Here is a 15,423-nt window from a genome sequence, read left to right as displayed (position 1 = left end):
GCGCCGTTGGTGGGCAGGACATTCCATCGACAGTTGAACGGCTTAAAGTACGGTACAGCAGTGGCGGTGTGTCAGCTTGTTCATGATGAGCTCAGGTTGCTAGGCTGCATGAAGAGCTGAGCCGGTTGTCCGGTGAGGATATGGAAGGAGAGAGACAGATGACAACGCTTCGGGATAAGCATAGCAAGCAGGAAGGGAAGACGGATACCGCGGCAGATGCAGCGGCGCAAGCTGCTCGAAGCTCGGCAGGAGAAGGGGCTCTGCATAGTGAAGCTTCGGTACAGATTGCGGAGGCGACGGCGAAGCGCAAAGGGGAGCATATTCGAATCTGTCTGGAGGAGCAGGTGCAAGGGAGTGGCATCACCACAGGCCTGGAGCGCTTACGGTTCCGTCATTGTGCGCTGCCCGAGCTTGCGCTGAATGACATTTCGCTGGAGAGCGAATGGTTGGGACGCCGCCTGCAAGCGCCGCTGCTGGTCAGCTCGATGACTGGCGGTACAGCCGAGGCCGGAGAGATTAACCGTAGATTGGCAGTAGCTGCGCAGACGCACGGCTGGGCGATCGGTCTTGGCTCGATGCGGGCAGCGATCGAGAATGCGGAGGTGGCGCCAACCTTTCAGATTCGCAGCTATGCGCCGGATGTGCCGATTATTGCCAATCTGGGAGCAGTGCAATTCAACTATGGCTACGGAGTGGAGCAGTGCCGCAGGGCAGTCGAGCTGGCGGATGCGGATGCACTGGTGCTTCATCTGAACAGCATGCAGGAGATATTCCAGATGGAGGGGGATACGGATTTTGGCGGCCTGCTGCGCAAGATCGAGCAGGTATGTGCTGCTCTGGACGTGCCGGTCGGGATCAAGGAGGTCGGCTGGGGAGTGGACGGGGAGACCGCACGCGCTCTGCAGGGTGCGGGGGTCGCGTTCATCGACGCGGCTGGCGCAGGGGGCACCTCCTGGAGCCAGGTAGAGAAATTCCGCAGCGCCGACCCGATGAAGCGGCTTGCCGCCGAGGCGTTTGCAGATTGGGGCAACAGTACGGCCGATTGCATCGCGGAGATTCGCGAGGCGGCGCCGGAGGCGCTGCTGATTGCCAGCGGCGGGCTGGCCAGCGGCGTAGATGCGGCCAAGGCGCTGGCGCTAGGGGCGAATCTGGCAGGCTTCGGCCGTGCATTGCTGCCGGCTGCCGCACTCCAGGGCGCCTCGCCGGATCGCTGGGAGGAGGCGCTCCATCGCCAATTTGCACAGATTGCCTTTGAGCTGCGTGCGGTCATGTTCGGTATCGGCGCAGGGGATATCGAAGCGCTGCGTCATACAAGTCGGTTAATACGGCAGTAGCACTAATGACGATTCCACTATGGAAGGCCACCACGCCTCTTCCTGCTCAGCGCGATCAAGGTGAATGATGTCGCCGATAGGGGTGTATCCAGCCAACAGGGGCACAGACGTTATTTGATCAAGCCTGTGCCTTCGACCGTGATTTTTGTGTTGACCTTGAATTCGGCTTCGGGGTACAAGCTCAGCCACTCCTTCCAGGAGGAGCCGTCGCCGCTGTAATGGGTCGCCCGGTAGCGCAGGCCGAAGCCGATCGGGTCGACACCCAGCTTCTGAAACTTGGTTAGCAGCTTCTTGACGGATGTATTGTATTGGGTGGCTATGTGATGTTCGATCACACTCCAATCTTTATTGAACACCATCTTGGGCGCTTCCTCCAGCAGACCCTTCATTCGAATATTGAACTCGATGACCAGCTTGCCCTGGTCATTTTTGTTGGTTCTATAGGTGGATCTGATGCTGCCGACGGTCAGTACATAAGGGTCCTCCTCAACATTGCCACCGATGCTGGACTTCAGCTCCGTATTGGAAATCTGGTTGAACAGTTGTGTCTCCTCAGGCTTGAGGATCGTCAATAGCTTCTCTTTGTTGAAGATTCCAGCCTGGTTGATCCGGTACGAGCCATTCTCCGGGTAGACGATCGGCAGAATCGGATCCAGCCCCTTCTCGGTGAGCCGTCTGCCTAGCTCGAATGCGAGCTGCGTCACCGTATAGGACGATTCCGTCCCTTCCTGACCGAATGACAGAAAGAGCATATTGCCAGGGTAACGCTCAGTCTTCGGCTCAATCTGCAGGATTGCTTCCGCGCTGGGATAGCCGATCGAGACATTGGAGATCGCCTGAATGTCCCGCCGGCGGATCATCCAGGAGAGAGGGGGTTTAATTTCTGTACGAGCAAGCTGTTCCCCGATCATAAAGATTTTGCATTGGCCGAAATCCAGCTCTTTATCCACATAGGACTTCAGCTCACGTACCCCCTCCGCAATCGTCCGCGCTTCGATGGTCTCTACTTGCGATTGGCCTGCTCCAGGCTCAATCTTGGGCGATGTAACGGCCAGACGCAACGTAATGCGGTAGGGCTTGTCCGGATTGCCGCTGTTATCGATGCCCGTCGCCACCACGAATAATCGTTTGTCTATATCCTTGAAGCCGCATCCGCCAAGCAGCAGGAGAACCAATAGGCTAGCCGCGATGCGGGTAGTCGCCCCTCTCATTCTTCGTTTCCCTCCTTCCTTTTGGTTCGTGCCCTCCTGACTTGCTTGTAGGACAGGATGAACAGCCAGACCACTGCGAGTAACTCGACGAACAAGCGCACGATGAGCCAGACTGCGGCAATGTTGAAGTTAAGCTTCTCATTCACGGCAAGACTGTAGAGCGCTGTAATGACGGCAAAGGCGATGCCAATGATCCAGTTGCTTCGCGTTGTCTTGTCCTCATCAAGCTTGGGCGTGTGGGACTTGAAGGTGCTCTTGATAAATTCCATTGCCTGATGCCATCCGAAGGTCGTGAATAGCAGCGTCAGATTCAGATAAAGGATCAGGTACAGGAAGAGCACACGCTCTATAAAGCCGTATTCCATCTTCATCGAATCGGCTGTGACGCTCCAGACGAACAAGTACTCCTCGACCCCCTCTGTTCCGTGAAACCCGATCGGGATGAATACGGAGGACAACAAGGCTATTGTGCCAGTGAGCGGGATAAGCCAGCGGTACTTCAGCCGGAAGTTCGGCGGCAGCGCCCGGTTCACCATGGACATGTTCAGATAGCCCGAGAAAATATAGGTGGCTGCAGCAAAGGATTCAATGTTGGGCCTGACGCGAATATAATTGGCAACCGTGCGGATCGCGTCCCAATTGAAGCTGCTCGAGAATAGCGCCTTACCTAGCACGAAGAAGATGAGCGGCGCATTAATAATGATCATCATCTCCAGAATAAACAGCAGGGACAGTGTGGATCGGGTGGAATAATAGACACTGGCAGCGATGAGTAAATATAACACGACCGCAGAGCTCGTATCCGGGTTATAGAAACGGTTAATGACGACGGAGAAGGCCACCAGCACGATGACAGAGCCAAGAAAATAGACGATTGCCATCATCCATAGCACCGGAGACACGAGCCAGCGGGGATGATGCTCGTACATAATTTCGGGAATGGCCTTGCCCGGAAATTTCGTGATGGAGGATGCGAACAGCAGAGCCAACAGCGTACCTGCAGGAATGGCCAGCGCCATGGAGGAGATGGAGCCGGTATAGCGGTTCTGCAGGAGGATATTGGGCACGAACAGCATGATGTTGATCAATGCCACGTATAGAAATCCGTAATAGAAATAGCGGTTCATGATGAGCTCACCTGACCCAGATCGCCCTCCTCGCTCGGGATCAGCTTTCCTGGCAACCGGAAGTACGGCACACCGAAGCTGCGCAGGCTTCCGAGATAGACACAATAGCTGAACATGCCGATCACGACCCCGGTTATGCCATAGAATATCGCCAGGACGATGAGTGGATACTTCATGAAGCGAATGGCAATAGACATCGCATTGTTAGGGATGACAAAATTGGTGATGGCAACGACAGAAGTAACGATAATCATAATGCTGCTGACGAGCCCCGCCTGCTGGGCAGCCTGCCCCAATATGAGGCCGCCCACTGTAGTTCCTGTCGAGCCGATGTAGCGCGGCAGGCGGACGCTGGCTTCCACAAGCATCTCAATCATAAACAGCATGACAAGCACTTCAACGAAGGAGGGATATGGCACCGCGGAGCGGCTCCCGGCAATCGAGAAGGCAAGCTGCACCCGGAACAGCTCCGGGTTATAGGAGACGATGGCGATGTAGAGCGCAGGCAGCGTAATGGTCAGGAAGACGGAGATATAGCGCATGATCATCAGCGCATGGCTCATCCAGTAGCTTTCGTAGCGGTCATCCATCGAGCTCATAAAGTCAAAGAAGGTGACAGGCAATATAATGCCAAACATGCTGCCGTGGATTAGCAGAACGATCTTTCCCTTGGCCAGATTATTGCTGATACGGTCGGGCCGCTCGGTGATGAGCATGGTCGGGAACAGATGCTTGCGATTGCCCGATAGATATTTCACTAATTCGCCTGCGGAATGCAGCGTCTCCATATTGACCTCCAGCAGCTTGCTTCGCACATTGGCCAGCACCTTGGAGTTGACCCTGCGGCTGTCGAATAGCAGGGCAATTCTCGTCTTGGTTACCGTGCCGATGGTTCGCTCCTCCACACTGAGGCTCGGCTCGGGATAACGGTTGCGGATGAGATTGAGCCCATCCTTCAGATCCTCGGTCAATGCGATCTGCGGCCCTTGAATGGAGCTCTCCACCTGGGTATTCTGACTCTCGACGCGAATGATGCGAGAGGCATCATAGGAATAATATTTACTATGGATATAGATGAGCACATAGCCGCGCAGCAGCGAGCTGCTCCATTCGGTCATTTCGTGCACAGGCTTGAATTCCGAGCTGAACTGAACAATGTCGTGGAAGGGCTTCTTATTGCGAGAGAAGGGAACGAAGATCCCCTCGGAAATCTTGCTCTCGTCACATAGCGAGTCGATATAGGCAATCTCCATGTAGGTATCGTCGTTCTTCATGCGCTTCGTAATCAGATCCTTGGAATCTGCAAACAACGTCAATATCCGGTTAATCATTGCTAGTCCTCCATACGGGATTGGTTCCGTTAGTATGCTGCCAGGCAGTGCCGTTTATTCCCAAGACTGAATGCAACATCTGCTCCTTGCGGAGTTTGCATACACACCCTAGATGACCCTGCCTGGCGCCCCGCTGTTCCCTATTGGCGACAGGTGTAACCGCTTATGTTATTCTAATGTAGTAGGGATTATATTGGGAATCTAGGGGGCGATAGAAGAATGACAGAATGGTACGAGCGCAGCTTCGGCGCTGATTATATATTGATCTACAAGCATCGCAATTGGGAGAATGCCCAGGCGGAGGCGAGGCTGCTGGCAGAGTGGATGGGGCTTCCCGCCGGGTCGCGGCTGCTGGATGTCGGCTGCGGCATGGGGCGTCATGCGATCGCACTGGCGGAGCAGGGCTACAAGGTGACGGGAATCGACCTGTCCACTCATCTGCTCCAGGAGGCGCGGAGGAAGGACGTGGAGGGCCAGGTTGCCTTCGTCCATGGCGATATGAGGCGCCTGCCATTTGCGGATGGGGAGTTTGATGCGACGCTCAATCTGTTCACCTCATTCGGCTACTTCGATGAGGAGGAGGACAATGTGCAGGTGCTGCGCGAGCTGCGGCGAGTATTGCGAGCAGATGGCCAATTCCTGATCGATTACTTGAACCCGTATTATATTCGCGAGCATCTCGTTCCCCGTTCCGAGCGCCTCGATGAAGAGAGCGGCTGCACCATTGTGGAGACGCGAAGGATCGAGGGAGACTGGGTGAAGAAGGATATCGAGCTGAGCGTGGGCGGCGAAGTGCGGCAATATGCGGAGCAGGTGTGTCTCTACGGGCTGAATTGGTTCGAGGCTGCTCTGCAGCAAGCCGGCTTGCAGATGGAGGCGATATGCGGCGACTATGATGGATCGCCCTACGATGAGCTGCATTCGAAGCGACTCATTATGACCGGGCGGGTATTAAGATGAGCGCGCAGGAGCAGGAAGGGGCGGTCATCGCTCTGGAGAGCGGCTGGCTGCAGGTGAAGGTGCCGCTGCCCTTCTCGCTGCGCTGGGTGAACAGCTATCTGATCCGCGAGCCGGACGGCTATACGGTGATCGACCCAGGGCTGCACACCCCTGAGGCGGCGGCGCTATGGGAGCGTGTGCTGAAGGAGCGAGGCATTGACTGGGGAATGATCCGACGTGTGCTGCTAACGCATCAGCATCCCGACCATTATGGGCTGGCAGGCTGGTTTCAGCAGCGTAGCGGCGCACCGGTCTACATGTCGCGCCTGGCGCACGGCTATGCGGTGCGGATGTGGGGCGAGCAGCGCAGCATGGGCGCCGAATGGGCGGCGCTGTTCGCGCAGCATGGGCTGCCTGGCGAGCTGCTGGCGCAGATTGAGCCGCATCTGGAAAGCTTCGTCGCTCAGGTTAGCCCGCAGCCGCAGGTAAGCTATCTGGAGCCCGGCGGGCAGGTGACGCTGGGCGGCGAGGCATGGGAGCTGCTGCACACGCCTGGTCATGCGACAGGCCATCTGTGCCTGTATCAGCGCCAGCGCCGCTGGATGCTGTGCGGAGATCAGGTACTGCCGGACATTACGCCGAATGTAAGTCTCATACCGGGCGACACGGACAGCAATCCGCTGCGATCCTTTCTCGCCAGCCTGGAGTACCTGCTGCAATATGAGGTCGAGCAGGCATTTCCGGGGCATCGTATGCCATTCACCGGGTTCGCGCAGCGAATCGCCGAGCTGCAGCGCCATCATGAGCGGAGACTGGAAGAGCTGGAGCAGTGGCTTGTGTCAGAGCCACAGCATGCGTATGCGCTCTGCATCCGCATGTTCGGGCAGCGCATCGGCGGCAATATCCATCATCTGCGCTTTGCATTGTCCGAGACGCTGGCTCATCTGCGCTATCTGGAGACAGAGGGGCGAATTACCAGGCTGGAGATGGCGGAGGGCATCGTGTACACGAGCTGACAGGAGCGGGGGCGGACGAGGCGCGGTGCAGGCGGGGCATACTGTGGTGTGGTGCAGATTGCATCGTGCCATTGTCTATTACTTGTATCCCCTTGGCGATGTGGACAAAACAGGTCTAAAACCGGACAGGTTCTGCATACATAATACTATCAGCAATGCCGCCTGGCCTTGCAAACCTACCGGGGAGGAAATGACCTATGACACGCCGACAATGGATAGTAAAAGCTGTACCTGCCTTGCTTATTACAGCATCGCTGGTTGTAACGGGGGGCTGTGGCCTCTTCTCCAAGCAGGCAACAAGCGAGATTGATCCGCCGCCGGCTGATTGGCAGGAGAAATACGGGGATGCCGAGCAGACGATGGCAATGGCCGAGGGCGAAGGGAGCCAACTGACGGTCTATTTGAAGGATCGCAACGGCTATATCGCTCCCGTGACGCTGGCGGTGCCGCTCGCGGATAATCAGCTTCCCGAGCAAGCGGCGCTAGAGGTGATGGTAGACGGCGGCCCTTATGCGAGCCTGCTGCCGGATGGCTTCGAGCCGGTGCTATCCAAGGGTACGCAAATTCTCAAGCTCGATCTAGTGAAGGATCAGGAGCTGGCGATTGTAGATGTGAATGATTATTTTACGGGATATAATGCGCAGGATGAACGCAAGATTGTCGAGGCAGTGACATGGACGCTGACCGGCTTCCCTGAGGTGAAGCAGGTGCAGCTCAGGCAGAACGGCGAGAAGCTGGCTGAGATGCCGGTAGACGGCTTTCCGCTAGCCGGAGCGCTCACCCGTCATATCGGTATTAATCTGGAGCGAGCTGATGGAGTGGACTATGCACGCTCGACGCCAGTGACCTTGTACTTCTCGGCGCTTACCCCTGATGACACGCATTATTATGTTCCGGTGACGCGCCTGATCGACCGCAGTGAGGATGTAGCCGCCGCAGCCATGCATCAGCTTATTGCCGGCCCGTTGTCATCGAGCCATCTGACCCGCGTCATGACCGATGATCTGCAGGTGGGCAGCATTAAGGTAGAGCAGGGCGTGGTTACCGTCGACCTGCTGGATGAGACGTATAAGGAAGGACAGTTGACGCCATCGGAGATGATCCAGTCGGTCATTTTGTCGCTGACAGAGAACACCGGAGCGAGCAAGGTTCGCATTCATCTTAATGGGAGCGCCAATGTAACCGGAACAGATAACCGCAGCTATAGCGAGCCGGTGGATCGTCCGTCTTATCTGAACGCGATTAAGTCGTAGCCTCAGGCATCAGTTGCTGACCAATTGAATACAAGCAGGCGCCTTTCTACGAACAGCATTGTTCCAGAAGGCGCCTTTATTGCATTGTTGCTTCACAGCCTTACGATCAGTGGAAATCTAGGAGCTTCGTTGAAGGTCCCGAATGTCTTTCCACGATATAAGCTTGATCCGCTCTCTCTTTATCCATTGCTGAATATCCTGATCTTGAAGTAGACGGTGCTCGATTTCTCGTTCGTGATAACAGCTCGTTATGGATTTTAACCGATCGGTTAATTTTGACGGATGTATAGTTAATTGGGTAATCCCGGGCCTTAAATTCTTTAACATCTGGCCTAACTGTATCTTCATTTTGTCGTATGTAGGTGAGGGGTGAACGCAGTAAGGAAGCGAAACGATGTCATCAATTAATACGATCTTTCTATCCCTTGCCGAAGCGATCCTGTTACGAAACATCCTTAATTGATCTGTATTCAGGAAGGGCTGTTCTATTATTCGGCTAGGCAGATTAAATGGCAGACCGTAGTTTTCGCATAAATCAAAGGTAAGCTCCAAAAAATCCCTGCCTGTAGCTAATCCCATAATACTGCCCGCGTGGCTATCAAGATGGGTGGGATCAATGCCCTGTAAGAGAGCGCTTTGAATCTGAGCGTCCAATTCCATTCGGACTTCATGTTCATCGGCATTGCGTTCCAATATGGCGACGTCTGTGTGAAATTTACCATTTGCTTCAACTAAACTATGCAAGGTTTGTTGATTATAGATGGGCGTGTAACGAGAGAGCAAATCACTTGTCAGTGTCAGATGAATTCCGATGCTTCGTATCCCGTATTGATGGGTTGCCGCTATAGCCTCGTTGGACTCGGGGCAAGGCATCATGATCGAGGCAGAGGTAATGGAGTTGCTTTCAAACAAGCTCACTATAGCTTCATTCGTTCCCCGGGTCAGTCCGAAATCGTCTGCATTGATGATCAACAATCGATCAGTAGCGGCATAGCCTAATCTTCGAATGATAACGGCTCCTCCTATCATTGTAGCTACTCATGGCAATATCAATCCGAGGCTGTCCGAGAAGTAACAATTTCAGCCAGTTAACTAATCGGCCAACCCCCCCCAATAATGTGAAGTGTACAGCTAGTATACAATAGATTTATAGGAAGTAAACCGCATGCCTGGTTTTGATTCAACGGGCAGATTTATGCGGGAGGGGTGCTTTTGATGAAGGGATTTGATAAAATGGAGGATAGTTTAATTCAGGAGGCAATAAAATGATGAGAACGGATGGAAGACTTCCCAATCAGATTCGGCCGGTGACCTTCGTCATTCATCCGAACAAGCATGCCGAAGGCTCGGTATGGATCGAGGTAGGGGATACGAAGGTGCTGTGTACGGCATCGGTGGAGGAGCGGGTTCCCCCATTTCTGAAAGGACAGGGCAAGGGATGGATTAACGCAGAGTATGCGATGCTGCCCAGGGCGACGCAAGTCAGAAATCAGCGGGAGGCAGCGCGCGGCAAGCTGACGGGCCGAACGATGGAGATTCAACGGCTGATCGGCAGGTCGCTGCGCTCCATCGTGGATCTGCAGGCGCTTGGCGAGCGCACGATCACGCTGGATTGCGATGTCATCCAGGCGGACGGGGGGACTCGCACGACCTCGATTACGGGCGCGTTCGTCGCGCTGGCGCTGGCCATTCACAAGCTTAGCTCGACTGTCAACTTCGTAAAGTACCCGATTACAGATTATTTGGCGTCCGTTAGTGTCGGCATTCATCAGAACCAGACGCTGCTCGACCTGAACTACGAGGAAGACTCGAAGGCGAAGGTGGATATGAATGTCGTGATGACGGGCACGGGCAAGTTTGTCGAGGTGCAGGGCACAGGAGAGGAGGCTCCGTTCTCGCGGGACGAGCTGAATCAACTGCTGCAATCGGCAGAGCTGGGCATTCATGAGCTGATTGACAGACAGAAGGAAGTGCTGGGCGAAGCCGGGCTGCGGATCGGAGGGAGCGCACTGTGAAGCTGACTGGAAGCACGATCATCGTCGCTACCCAGAACAAGGGCAAGGTGAGGGAGTTCGCTCACGCCTTCGCCAAGCTGGGGATGGAAGTCAAGAGCATGTTCGACTTTGACAACCTGCCCGAGATTGTCGAGGACGGCGAGACGTTCTATGACAATGCGCTGATTAAGGCGAAGGCAGTTGGCGAGCGTCTGGGCGTGCCCGTGCTCGCGGATGACTCCGGGCTGTGCGTTGATGCGCTGGGCGGCGAGCCGGGCGTCTACTCGGCGCGCTATGCAGGAGAAGGAGCAGGCGATGGAGCCAACAACCGCAAGCTGCTGGAGGAGCTTGGCAAGCGGTCGGCGGAGCGCTCAGGCCAGTGGAATGCGGAGCTGATTATGCCCACCGATCTGGAGGCGCTGAGCAGTGCGCGCTTTGTATGCAGTCTGGTGGTGTATGATCCGGTGCAGCGTCAGATCTATCATGCCGATGGCGCCTGTGAGGGGTATATCATTAACAAGCCGCTCGGCGAGGGGGGCTTCGGCTATGATCCGTTGTTCTGGGTGCCTGCATTCGGGCGGACGATGGGACAACTGACCACCGATGAGAAGCAGTCGGTCAGCCATCGCGGACTCGCATTGGCGAAGTTGATTCAGGAGCTGGCTCCTGATCTGTAAGATGCAGATCAGGGGCGCAGCTCCTGTTTTTTGACTCGTCAAGGGCGGGGGTAGCCGATAACGCTTATGATGCGCTTATGATGCTAACACCTACTTAATCGAGATTCGGTAGTGCTCCAGCCAATGATTAACCTGAATCAAATACGCGAACAACTGCGGGCCGGACATAAGCTGCCCGAACCATGGGAGGTTGGAGGAGGCATCTGTGGACTCCATCAGCTTGCGTAAGTGGGGCACGTTGATTAGCGACAGCAGAGGCGAGGATGGATTATCGAGAATCGCAGTAAGCCGGGTGCGGACGCTGTGCAGGTAGCTGGGATGATGGGTTTTCGGGTAGGGACTTTTTTTGCGATACAATATGTCATCTGGCAGAATGCCCTCCAGTGCCCGCCGCAGGATGCCTTTCTCCTGCCCGCCGGAGGTTTTGATCTCCCATGGAATGTTATATACATATTCAACCAACCGATGGTCGCAGAAGGGAACACGCACCTCCAGGCCAACCGCCATGCTCATCCGATCCTTGCGATCAAGCAGTGTGGGCATGAAGCGGGTGATATTAAGATAGGACATCCGGCGCATGCGCTGCTGCTGTGGCGTGTCTCCGTCCTGCCTGGGCACCTCTGCCACGGCGTCATGATAGCGGTCGCGCACGTAGTCGAGCGGCTTAATCCATGAGGCGACATCCGGGGACAGGAGGCCGGCGCGCATCGTGGCTGATAGTGCCCAGGGGAAGGTATCGGCATTCAGCGCCTCCTCGCGATGAAACCACGGATAGCCGCCGAAGATCTCATCGGCTGCCTCGCCCGAGATGGCGACAGTCACCCCCTTCTTGATCTCCCGGCAGAACATGTATAGCGAGCCATCGACATCAGCCATTCCAGGCAAATCCCTGGCTTCAACAGCCGCATCCAGAGCATTCGTCAGCTCAGGGGTGTCGAACTCGATAAAGGTATGGCGGGAGCCCAGGTAATCCGACATGACACGAATGAACGGGGCATCCGAGTTGGGCTGGAAGGCATGCGCCTGAAAGTGCTTGTCATTGTCCGTGAAATCGACGGAAAAGGTATCGATGGCGCCCAGTCCTTGCTTGGTGTAGTAGGCGGCTGCGATGGAGGTCAGCGCGCTGGAATCCAGGCCGCCAGACAGCAGCGTGCCCACCGGCACATCAGAGGCCAATTGCCGATGAACGGTATCCTCCAGCAGCCAGCGGACATGCTCGGCGGTCTGCTCTGCGTTATCCGTATGAGGCTTGTTCTCAAGCTTCCAATAGGTGCGGAGCTGCACGCCAGCGCGGTCAACCGTCATACACTGTCCGGGCAGCAGCTCGGACAGTTGCTTATAGACTCCCTGACCGGGTGTGCGGGCCGGGCCGTTCATGAAGATCTCAGCGATCCCTTCCGCGCCGACATCGGTGGAGACCGCCGGATGAGCAAGAATCGCCTTGGGCTCCGACCCGAATAGAAACCGCCCGTTGATTTGGCTAATGAACAGCGGCTTTACCCCGACACGGTCACGGGCGAGGAACAGGCTCTCTTCCTTACTGTTCCAGATCGCGAAGGCGAAGATGCCGTTGAAGCGGTCAAGACATGCCTTGCCCCACTCGATGTAGGCATAGAGCAGTACTTCCGTATCACAGGTGGTTGTGAAGCGGCGGCCATGCTGCTCCAGCTCTCGTTTTAACTCGGGGGCATTATATAGCTCGCCATTATATACGATCACATACGTATCATCGCCTGATTGACGTATCATGGGCTGCGCGCCGTTAGCCGGGTCCATCACACTTAATCTGCGATGCCCGAGCGCGCAGTGGGTTGTAATCCAAGTTCCAGACGCATCCGGCCCGCGCGGCGCGAGTGTGTCCGTCATCTTCTCTAGGCTCTCGCTCTCATGCAAGAGGTTCGCCGTCCAGTCAATCCATCCGGTTATTCCGCACATGCCTCTCTCATCCCTTTCTGTCCGAATTCGCAACGATGGGCGGTGTGTTCAGTCAATAAAGCTCGCAAAGCTGACATCTTCGCACACTACCCCAAGCAATCTTGGGCAGCTCGCGCTGTTATGCCAGCTAAGCTAACAACTAAGGTCTCCAAGATATATGCGCCATCCGGGCATAAAATGTCTGTCCCTCAGGGATGCTAGAGAGGAAGGACAGAAAAAACTTAAAGGAGGCAGGCGAACGGATGAGCACTACTTCAGAGGAGGCATTTTATGAGCGTAAGCCCTATTATGTCGCTGTAGGCGCCGGCCAAATTCTGGAGGACCCGACAGCGGCCGCTTATGAGCTGGAGATTTATGCAAATGAGGAAGAGTTAAATCGATTGCAGGAGCTATTCGAGGAGCTGTCGAGCTGGGACGAGGCGCAGGTATCGCATTTTTCCTGGAGCCCGTTCGGAACAGCGTCTGTAGAACGCATCAACCTGGGCTACGACCAGTTGATCACCCGCATCTATCAGTTGATGCATGAGCTGGGCTCGGAGGAGACGAAGGCGCATATTGCTACGATGAATCTGGATATCAACATGAATTCGGCCAAATAAAAGCCGGGACACAGGAGGCATAAGGTGATGACCAAGGCAAAAGTAAAGGATACGAAGGGCAATCGCTATGAGGCAGCAGAGCAATTTGCCAAGGAGACGCTGGATAAGCATGCCAAGCAGCCGGCGCAGAATAACCCGGCACAGGGTGTGCAGCAATAATCGAAGTTGTGTCGACTCACGCGAAGTGTAATCCTTACCTTAAAAAAGCGAATGGTTGCCCTGATTAAGCATGGCGTAGATGTGATCGGCTACTTCATGGGGCTTCCGTTCGCTTGTTTTCTTGTCCTTGTCCTAATAGACAAGGTTAAACGTGTCAGGCTTGCTCGTTAATCACTTTTCTAAATTGCTCTACTGTATAGTCTCCTTGAATCCCTCTCACACGGACTTTCATGTTGTCGTTATTATATTCTATTTGCGAAAGACCGTCAGAAACGACATACTGCCCAGCTTGCTCTCGATAGCTTAGAAATAACAAATACCGTTGACCTGCTTGCACATGGCCAGTGGTTTGATAAAGCTTAATCACCGCGTCACGTGGCTTCCCGTAAAAGGTTTCTTCAACGCGCAATTCCGCTATTTGTGGTTCTTTCTCTTGGGTGACTGAATCAACGAGAGCGAGGACGATTACATCTGTCTTCCCATTCATCATTTCCTCAATTGAATACAGTGGCCAATCTCCTTGGGCTTCAGACTGTTGTGCTCTAGAAGGATTGGAAGGAGAATCATTGGTTGCACAGCTTGAAAGCAACAGGCCTAATACTGCAATCATCATCCACATTCCCTTTTTCATCGATTTACCTCCCCTCAACACCATGAACGCATTTCATTGGAAAAATGTTGCAAAAAAATCGGCTCACAAGCGCCGTTTTCGCAGAAAAGCGAAAAACTGGGCACCGAACATTTTGCATTCCTTCTTCACCTTCCCGTCCCGTTCAAATGCAAGCGCAGCGTTAATCTCACCGCCCATCAGAATGATAATGGAGCTGATATACAGCCAGATCAGCAGGACGATGACTCCGCCCAGACTGCCATAGATCTTGGTGTAGGAGCCGAACTGATTGACGTAGAAGGAGAACAGCAAAGAGGTGGCGATCCAGCCAAGAGTGGTGAAGATGGCTCCGGGAAGCACCTCCTTGAAGCCTAGCTTGCGGTTGGGTGCGAATTTGTATAAGAGCATAAAAACGACGAGCATGACAGTGAGAGGGATCGCATATTTGACAAATCCCCATACCTGTTCGAAATCAGTCGGGAAGGCCGCGACCACAAATAGGTATTCACCGATTGATTTGCCAAAGATCAGCATCAGCATCGCAATGAGAATAACGAAAGCCAGCACCAGCGTCGAGAGGACGGCAATGCCGCGCACTAGCCAGAAGGGGCGATTCTCCTCCTCATCATAAGCTTTATTCAGCCCCTTGATTACCGCGTTGATGCCATTGGAGGCAGCCCATAGCGTAGCCAGCATGCCGAATGACAGCAGGGTGCCGCTATTCGAGGAGGTCACCTCCAGGATAATGCTCTTCACAATTTTCTCTGCATCATCAGGGATGACGGTGAAGAAGTCGTTCATCAAATCCTCTGCCGACAACGAGACATAGCCGATAATGCTGATGACAAAGATCAGGAATGGAAAGAAGGACAGAATCAGATAATATGTAAGCTGCGCACCGAGCGCCGGCACCTCATCATCATTAAAGCGGTGAATGAGGCAATTAATGACACGGAGCGTCTTGCTTTTGGTGAACGACATGCTTGCCCCTCCTTGCAGTGTAGGTCTATAACGGGATATGATTCACACCTATAGATAGAATTAGTATCCTTATCCGGTGACTTATATGCTTATTACCCAATGAGGCGCTTGCCAATCCTATCCTAATCATAGCATAGGATTCAGCCGGTGCGTATATATGACCATTGTGCCCGGGGAGAAGGAGGGACATACAGCTAAGCCTTGGGAGAGAAAGGCTCAATCCAGCAGATTGGCCATACATCTGAATCCAGTAGCAT

At 54.5% G+C, this 15,423-nt stretch carries 15 protein-coding genes; 8 read left to right on the top strand and 7 right to left on the bottom strand.

Annotated features, from left to right (window positions below):
- Nucleotides 1-158 precede the first annotated feature (158 nt).
- Nucleotides 159-1,334, top strand: coding sequence for a type 2 isopentenyl-diphosphate Delta-isomerase (fni, locus tag ACY1JZ_RS12160; RefSeq protein WP_462629367.1), 1,176 nt, complete (start codon nucleotides 159-161; stop codon nucleotides 1,332-1,334).
- 110 nt (nucleotides 1,335-1,444) lie between these two features.
- Here fni and ACY1JZ_RS12155 read toward each other — a convergent pair whose 3' ends face one another.
- From ACY1JZ_RS12155 to ACY1JZ_RS12145, 3 genes are read right to left on the bottom strand one after another with little or no spacing between them, the layout of a single operon-like run.
- Nucleotides 1,445-2,545, bottom strand: a complete 1,101-nt coding sequence (locus tag ACY1JZ_RS12155; protein WP_462629366.1) for a Ger(x)C family spore germination protein — start codon at nucleotides 2,543-2,545, stop codon at nucleotides 1,445-1,447.
- Nucleotides 2,542-3,672: a GerAB/ArcD/ProY family transporter gene (locus ACY1JZ_RS12150; RefSeq protein ID WP_462629365.1), complete on the bottom strand. Its 1,131-nt coding sequence runs from the start codon at nucleotides 3,670-3,672 to the stop codon at nucleotides 2,542-2,544. The genes ACY1JZ_RS12155 and ACY1JZ_RS12150 overlap by 4 nt, the downstream gene beginning before the upstream one ends.
- Complete coding sequence (locus tag ACY1JZ_RS12145) at nucleotides 3,669-5,003, bottom strand: spore germination protein (RefSeq protein ID WP_462629363.1); 1,335 nt, start codon at nucleotides 5,001-5,003, stop codon at nucleotides 3,669-3,671. The genes ACY1JZ_RS12150 and ACY1JZ_RS12145 overlap by 4 nt, the downstream gene beginning before the upstream one ends.
- Before the next feature lie 219 nt (nucleotides 5,004-5,222).
- Here ACY1JZ_RS12145 and ACY1JZ_RS12140 point away from each other — a divergent pair, with 219 nt between their 5' ends.
- The 3 genes from ACY1JZ_RS12140 (at nucleotide 5,223) to ACY1JZ_RS12130 (ending at nucleotide 8,211) form a co-directional block, all read left to right on the top strand.
- Nucleotides 5,223-5,963 carry a class I SAM-dependent methyltransferase gene (locus ACY1JZ_RS12140; protein ID WP_462629362.1) on the top strand — a complete coding sequence of 247 codons (741 nt, stop codon included), beginning with the start codon at nucleotides 5,223-5,225 and terminating at the stop codon, nucleotides 5,961-5,963.
- The gene (locus ACY1JZ_RS12135) at nucleotides 5,960-6,958 is read left to right on the top strand and encodes an MBL fold metallo-hydrolase (RefSeq protein WP_462629360.1); all 999 of its coding nucleotides are present in this window, start codon (nucleotides 5,960-5,962) and stop codon (nucleotides 6,956-6,958) included. Before ACY1JZ_RS12140 ends, ACY1JZ_RS12135 begins: the two co-directional genes overlap by 4 nt.
- Before the next feature lie 197 nt (nucleotides 6,959-7,155).
- Nucleotides 7,156-8,211 carry a GerMN domain-containing protein gene (locus ACY1JZ_RS12130; RefSeq protein ID WP_462629359.1) on the top strand — a complete coding sequence of 352 codons (1,056 nt, stop codon included), beginning with the start codon at nucleotides 7,156-7,158 and terminating at the stop codon, nucleotides 8,209-8,211.
- 117 nt (nucleotides 8,212-8,328) lie between these two features.
- On the opposite strand, the gene ACY1JZ_RS12125 is transcribed toward ACY1JZ_RS12130, so the two are convergent.
- Nucleotides 8,329-9,240: a polysaccharide deacetylase family protein gene (locus ACY1JZ_RS12125; RefSeq protein WP_462629358.1), complete on the bottom strand. Its 912-nt coding sequence runs from the start codon at nucleotides 9,238-9,240 to the stop codon at nucleotides 8,329-8,331.
- Between the two features lie 239 nt (nucleotides 9,241-9,479).
- Here ACY1JZ_RS12125 and rph point away from each other — a divergent pair, with 239 nt between their 5' ends.
- Together rph and ACY1JZ_RS12115 are read left to right on the top strand one after the other, a co-directional pair.
- Nucleotides 9,480-10,226: a ribonuclease PH gene (rph, locus tag ACY1JZ_RS12120; protein WP_462629409.1), complete on the top strand. Its 747-nt coding sequence runs from the start codon at nucleotides 9,480-9,482 to the stop codon at nucleotides 10,224-10,226.
- Nucleotides 10,223-10,882 carry a non-canonical purine NTP pyrophosphatase gene (locus ACY1JZ_RS12115; protein ID WP_270164715.1) on the top strand — a complete coding sequence of 220 codons (660 nt, stop codon included), beginning with the start codon at nucleotides 10,223-10,225 and terminating at the stop codon, nucleotides 10,880-10,882. The genes rph and ACY1JZ_RS12115 overlap by 4 nt, the downstream gene beginning before the upstream one ends.
- A gap of 90 nt (nucleotides 10,883-10,972) precedes the next feature.
- Here the strand turns inward: ACY1JZ_RS12115 and asnB are convergent, their stop codons facing one another.
- Nucleotides 10,973-12,817, bottom strand: a complete 1,845-nt coding sequence (gene asnB / locus ACY1JZ_RS12110) for an asparagine synthase (glutamine-hydrolyzing) (protein ID WP_462629356.1) — start codon at nucleotides 12,815-12,817, stop codon at nucleotides 10,973-10,975.
- Between the two features lie 242 nt (nucleotides 12,818-13,059).
- On the opposite strand from asnB, the gene ACY1JZ_RS12105 reads away from it, so the two are divergent.
- Together ACY1JZ_RS12105 and ACY1JZ_RS12100 are read left to right on the top strand one after the other, a co-directional pair.
- Entirely contained in the window at nucleotides 13,060-13,416 is a 357-nt protein-coding gene (locus ACY1JZ_RS12105) for a hypothetical protein (RefSeq protein ID WP_462629355.1), read from the top strand.
- A 27-nt stretch (nucleotides 13,417-13,443) separates the two neighbouring features.
- Nucleotides 13,444-13,575: a hypothetical protein gene (locus ACY1JZ_RS12100; RefSeq protein ID WP_270164709.1), complete on the top strand. Its 132-nt coding sequence runs from the start codon at nucleotides 13,444-13,446 to the stop codon at nucleotides 13,573-13,575.
- A 154-nt stretch (nucleotides 13,576-13,729) separates the two neighbouring features.
- Here the strand turns inward: ACY1JZ_RS12100 and ACY1JZ_RS12095 are convergent, their stop codons facing one another.
- Both ACY1JZ_RS12095 and ACY1JZ_RS12090 read right to left on the bottom strand, forming a co-directional pair.
- A complete protein-coding gene (locus tag ACY1JZ_RS12095; RefSeq protein ID WP_462629354.1) occupies nucleotides 13,730-14,206 on the bottom strand; it encodes a hypothetical protein in 477 nt (158 codons plus the stop codon).
- Between the two features lie 63 nt (nucleotides 14,207-14,269).
- Nucleotides 14,270-15,166 carry a YihY/virulence factor BrkB family protein gene (locus tag ACY1JZ_RS12090; protein WP_462629353.1) on the bottom strand — a complete coding sequence of 299 codons (897 nt, stop codon included), beginning with the start codon at nucleotides 15,164-15,166 and terminating at the stop codon, nucleotides 14,270-14,272.
- Nucleotides 15,167-15,423: the final 257 nt, after the last annotated feature.

This window comes from Paenibacillus sp. J5, assembly GCF_054955055.1.
The sequence above is the reverse complement of the archived record's forward strand: the minus strand, read 5'-3'. Positions and strand labels throughout refer to the sequence as shown.

Coding starts and splice junctions, on each gene's coding strand:
- asnB (WP_462629356.1), bottom strand. CDS start 12,817: ATGTGCGGAATAACCGGATGGATTGACTGGACGGCGAACCTCTTGCAT.
- ACY1JZ_RS12090 (WP_462629353.1), bottom strand. CDS start 15,166: ATGTCGTTCACCAAAAGCAAGACGCTCCGTGTCATTAATTGCCTCATT.
- ACY1JZ_RS12095 (WP_462629354.1), bottom strand. CDS start 14,206: ATGAAAAAGGGAATGTGGATGATGATTGCAGTATTAGGCCTGTTGCTT.
- ACY1JZ_RS12135 (WP_462629360.1), top strand. CDS start 5,960: ATGAGCGCGCAGGAGCAGGAAGGGGCGGTCATCGCTCTGGAGAGCGGC.
- ACY1JZ_RS12150 (WP_462629365.1), bottom strand. CDS start 3,672: ATGAACCGCTATTTCTATTACGGATTTCTATACGTGGCATTGATCAAC.
- ACY1JZ_RS12140 (WP_462629362.1), top strand. CDS start 5,223: ATGACAGAATGGTACGAGCGCAGCTTCGGCGCTGATTATATATTGATC.
- ACY1JZ_RS12155 (WP_462629366.1), bottom strand. CDS start 2,545: ATGAGAGGGGCGACTACCCGCATCGCGGCTAGCCTATTGGTTCTCCTG.
- ACY1JZ_RS12105 (WP_462629355.1), top strand. CDS start 13,060: ATGAGCACTACTTCAGAGGAGGCATTTTATGAGCGTAAGCCCTATTAT.
- ACY1JZ_RS12125 (WP_462629358.1), bottom strand. CDS start 9,240: ATGATAGGAGGAGCCGTTATCATTCGAAGATTAGGCTATGCCGCTACT.
- fni (WP_462629367.1), top strand. CDS start 159: ATGACAACGCTTCGGGATAAGCATAGCAAGCAGGAAGGGAAGACGGAT.
- ACY1JZ_RS12145 (WP_462629363.1), bottom strand. CDS start 5,003: ATGATTAACCGGATATTGACGTTGTTTGCAGATTCCAAGGATCTGATT.
- rph (WP_462629409.1), top strand. CDS start 9,480: ATGAGAACGGATGGAAGACTTCCCAATCAGATTCGGCCGGTGACCTTC.
- ACY1JZ_RS12130 (WP_462629359.1), top strand. CDS start 7,156: ATGACACGCCGACAATGGATAGTAAAAGCTGTACCTGCCTTGCTTATT.
- ACY1JZ_RS12100 (WP_270164709.1), top strand. CDS start 13,444: ATGACCAAGGCAAAAGTAAAGGATACGAAGGGCAATCGCTATGAGGCA.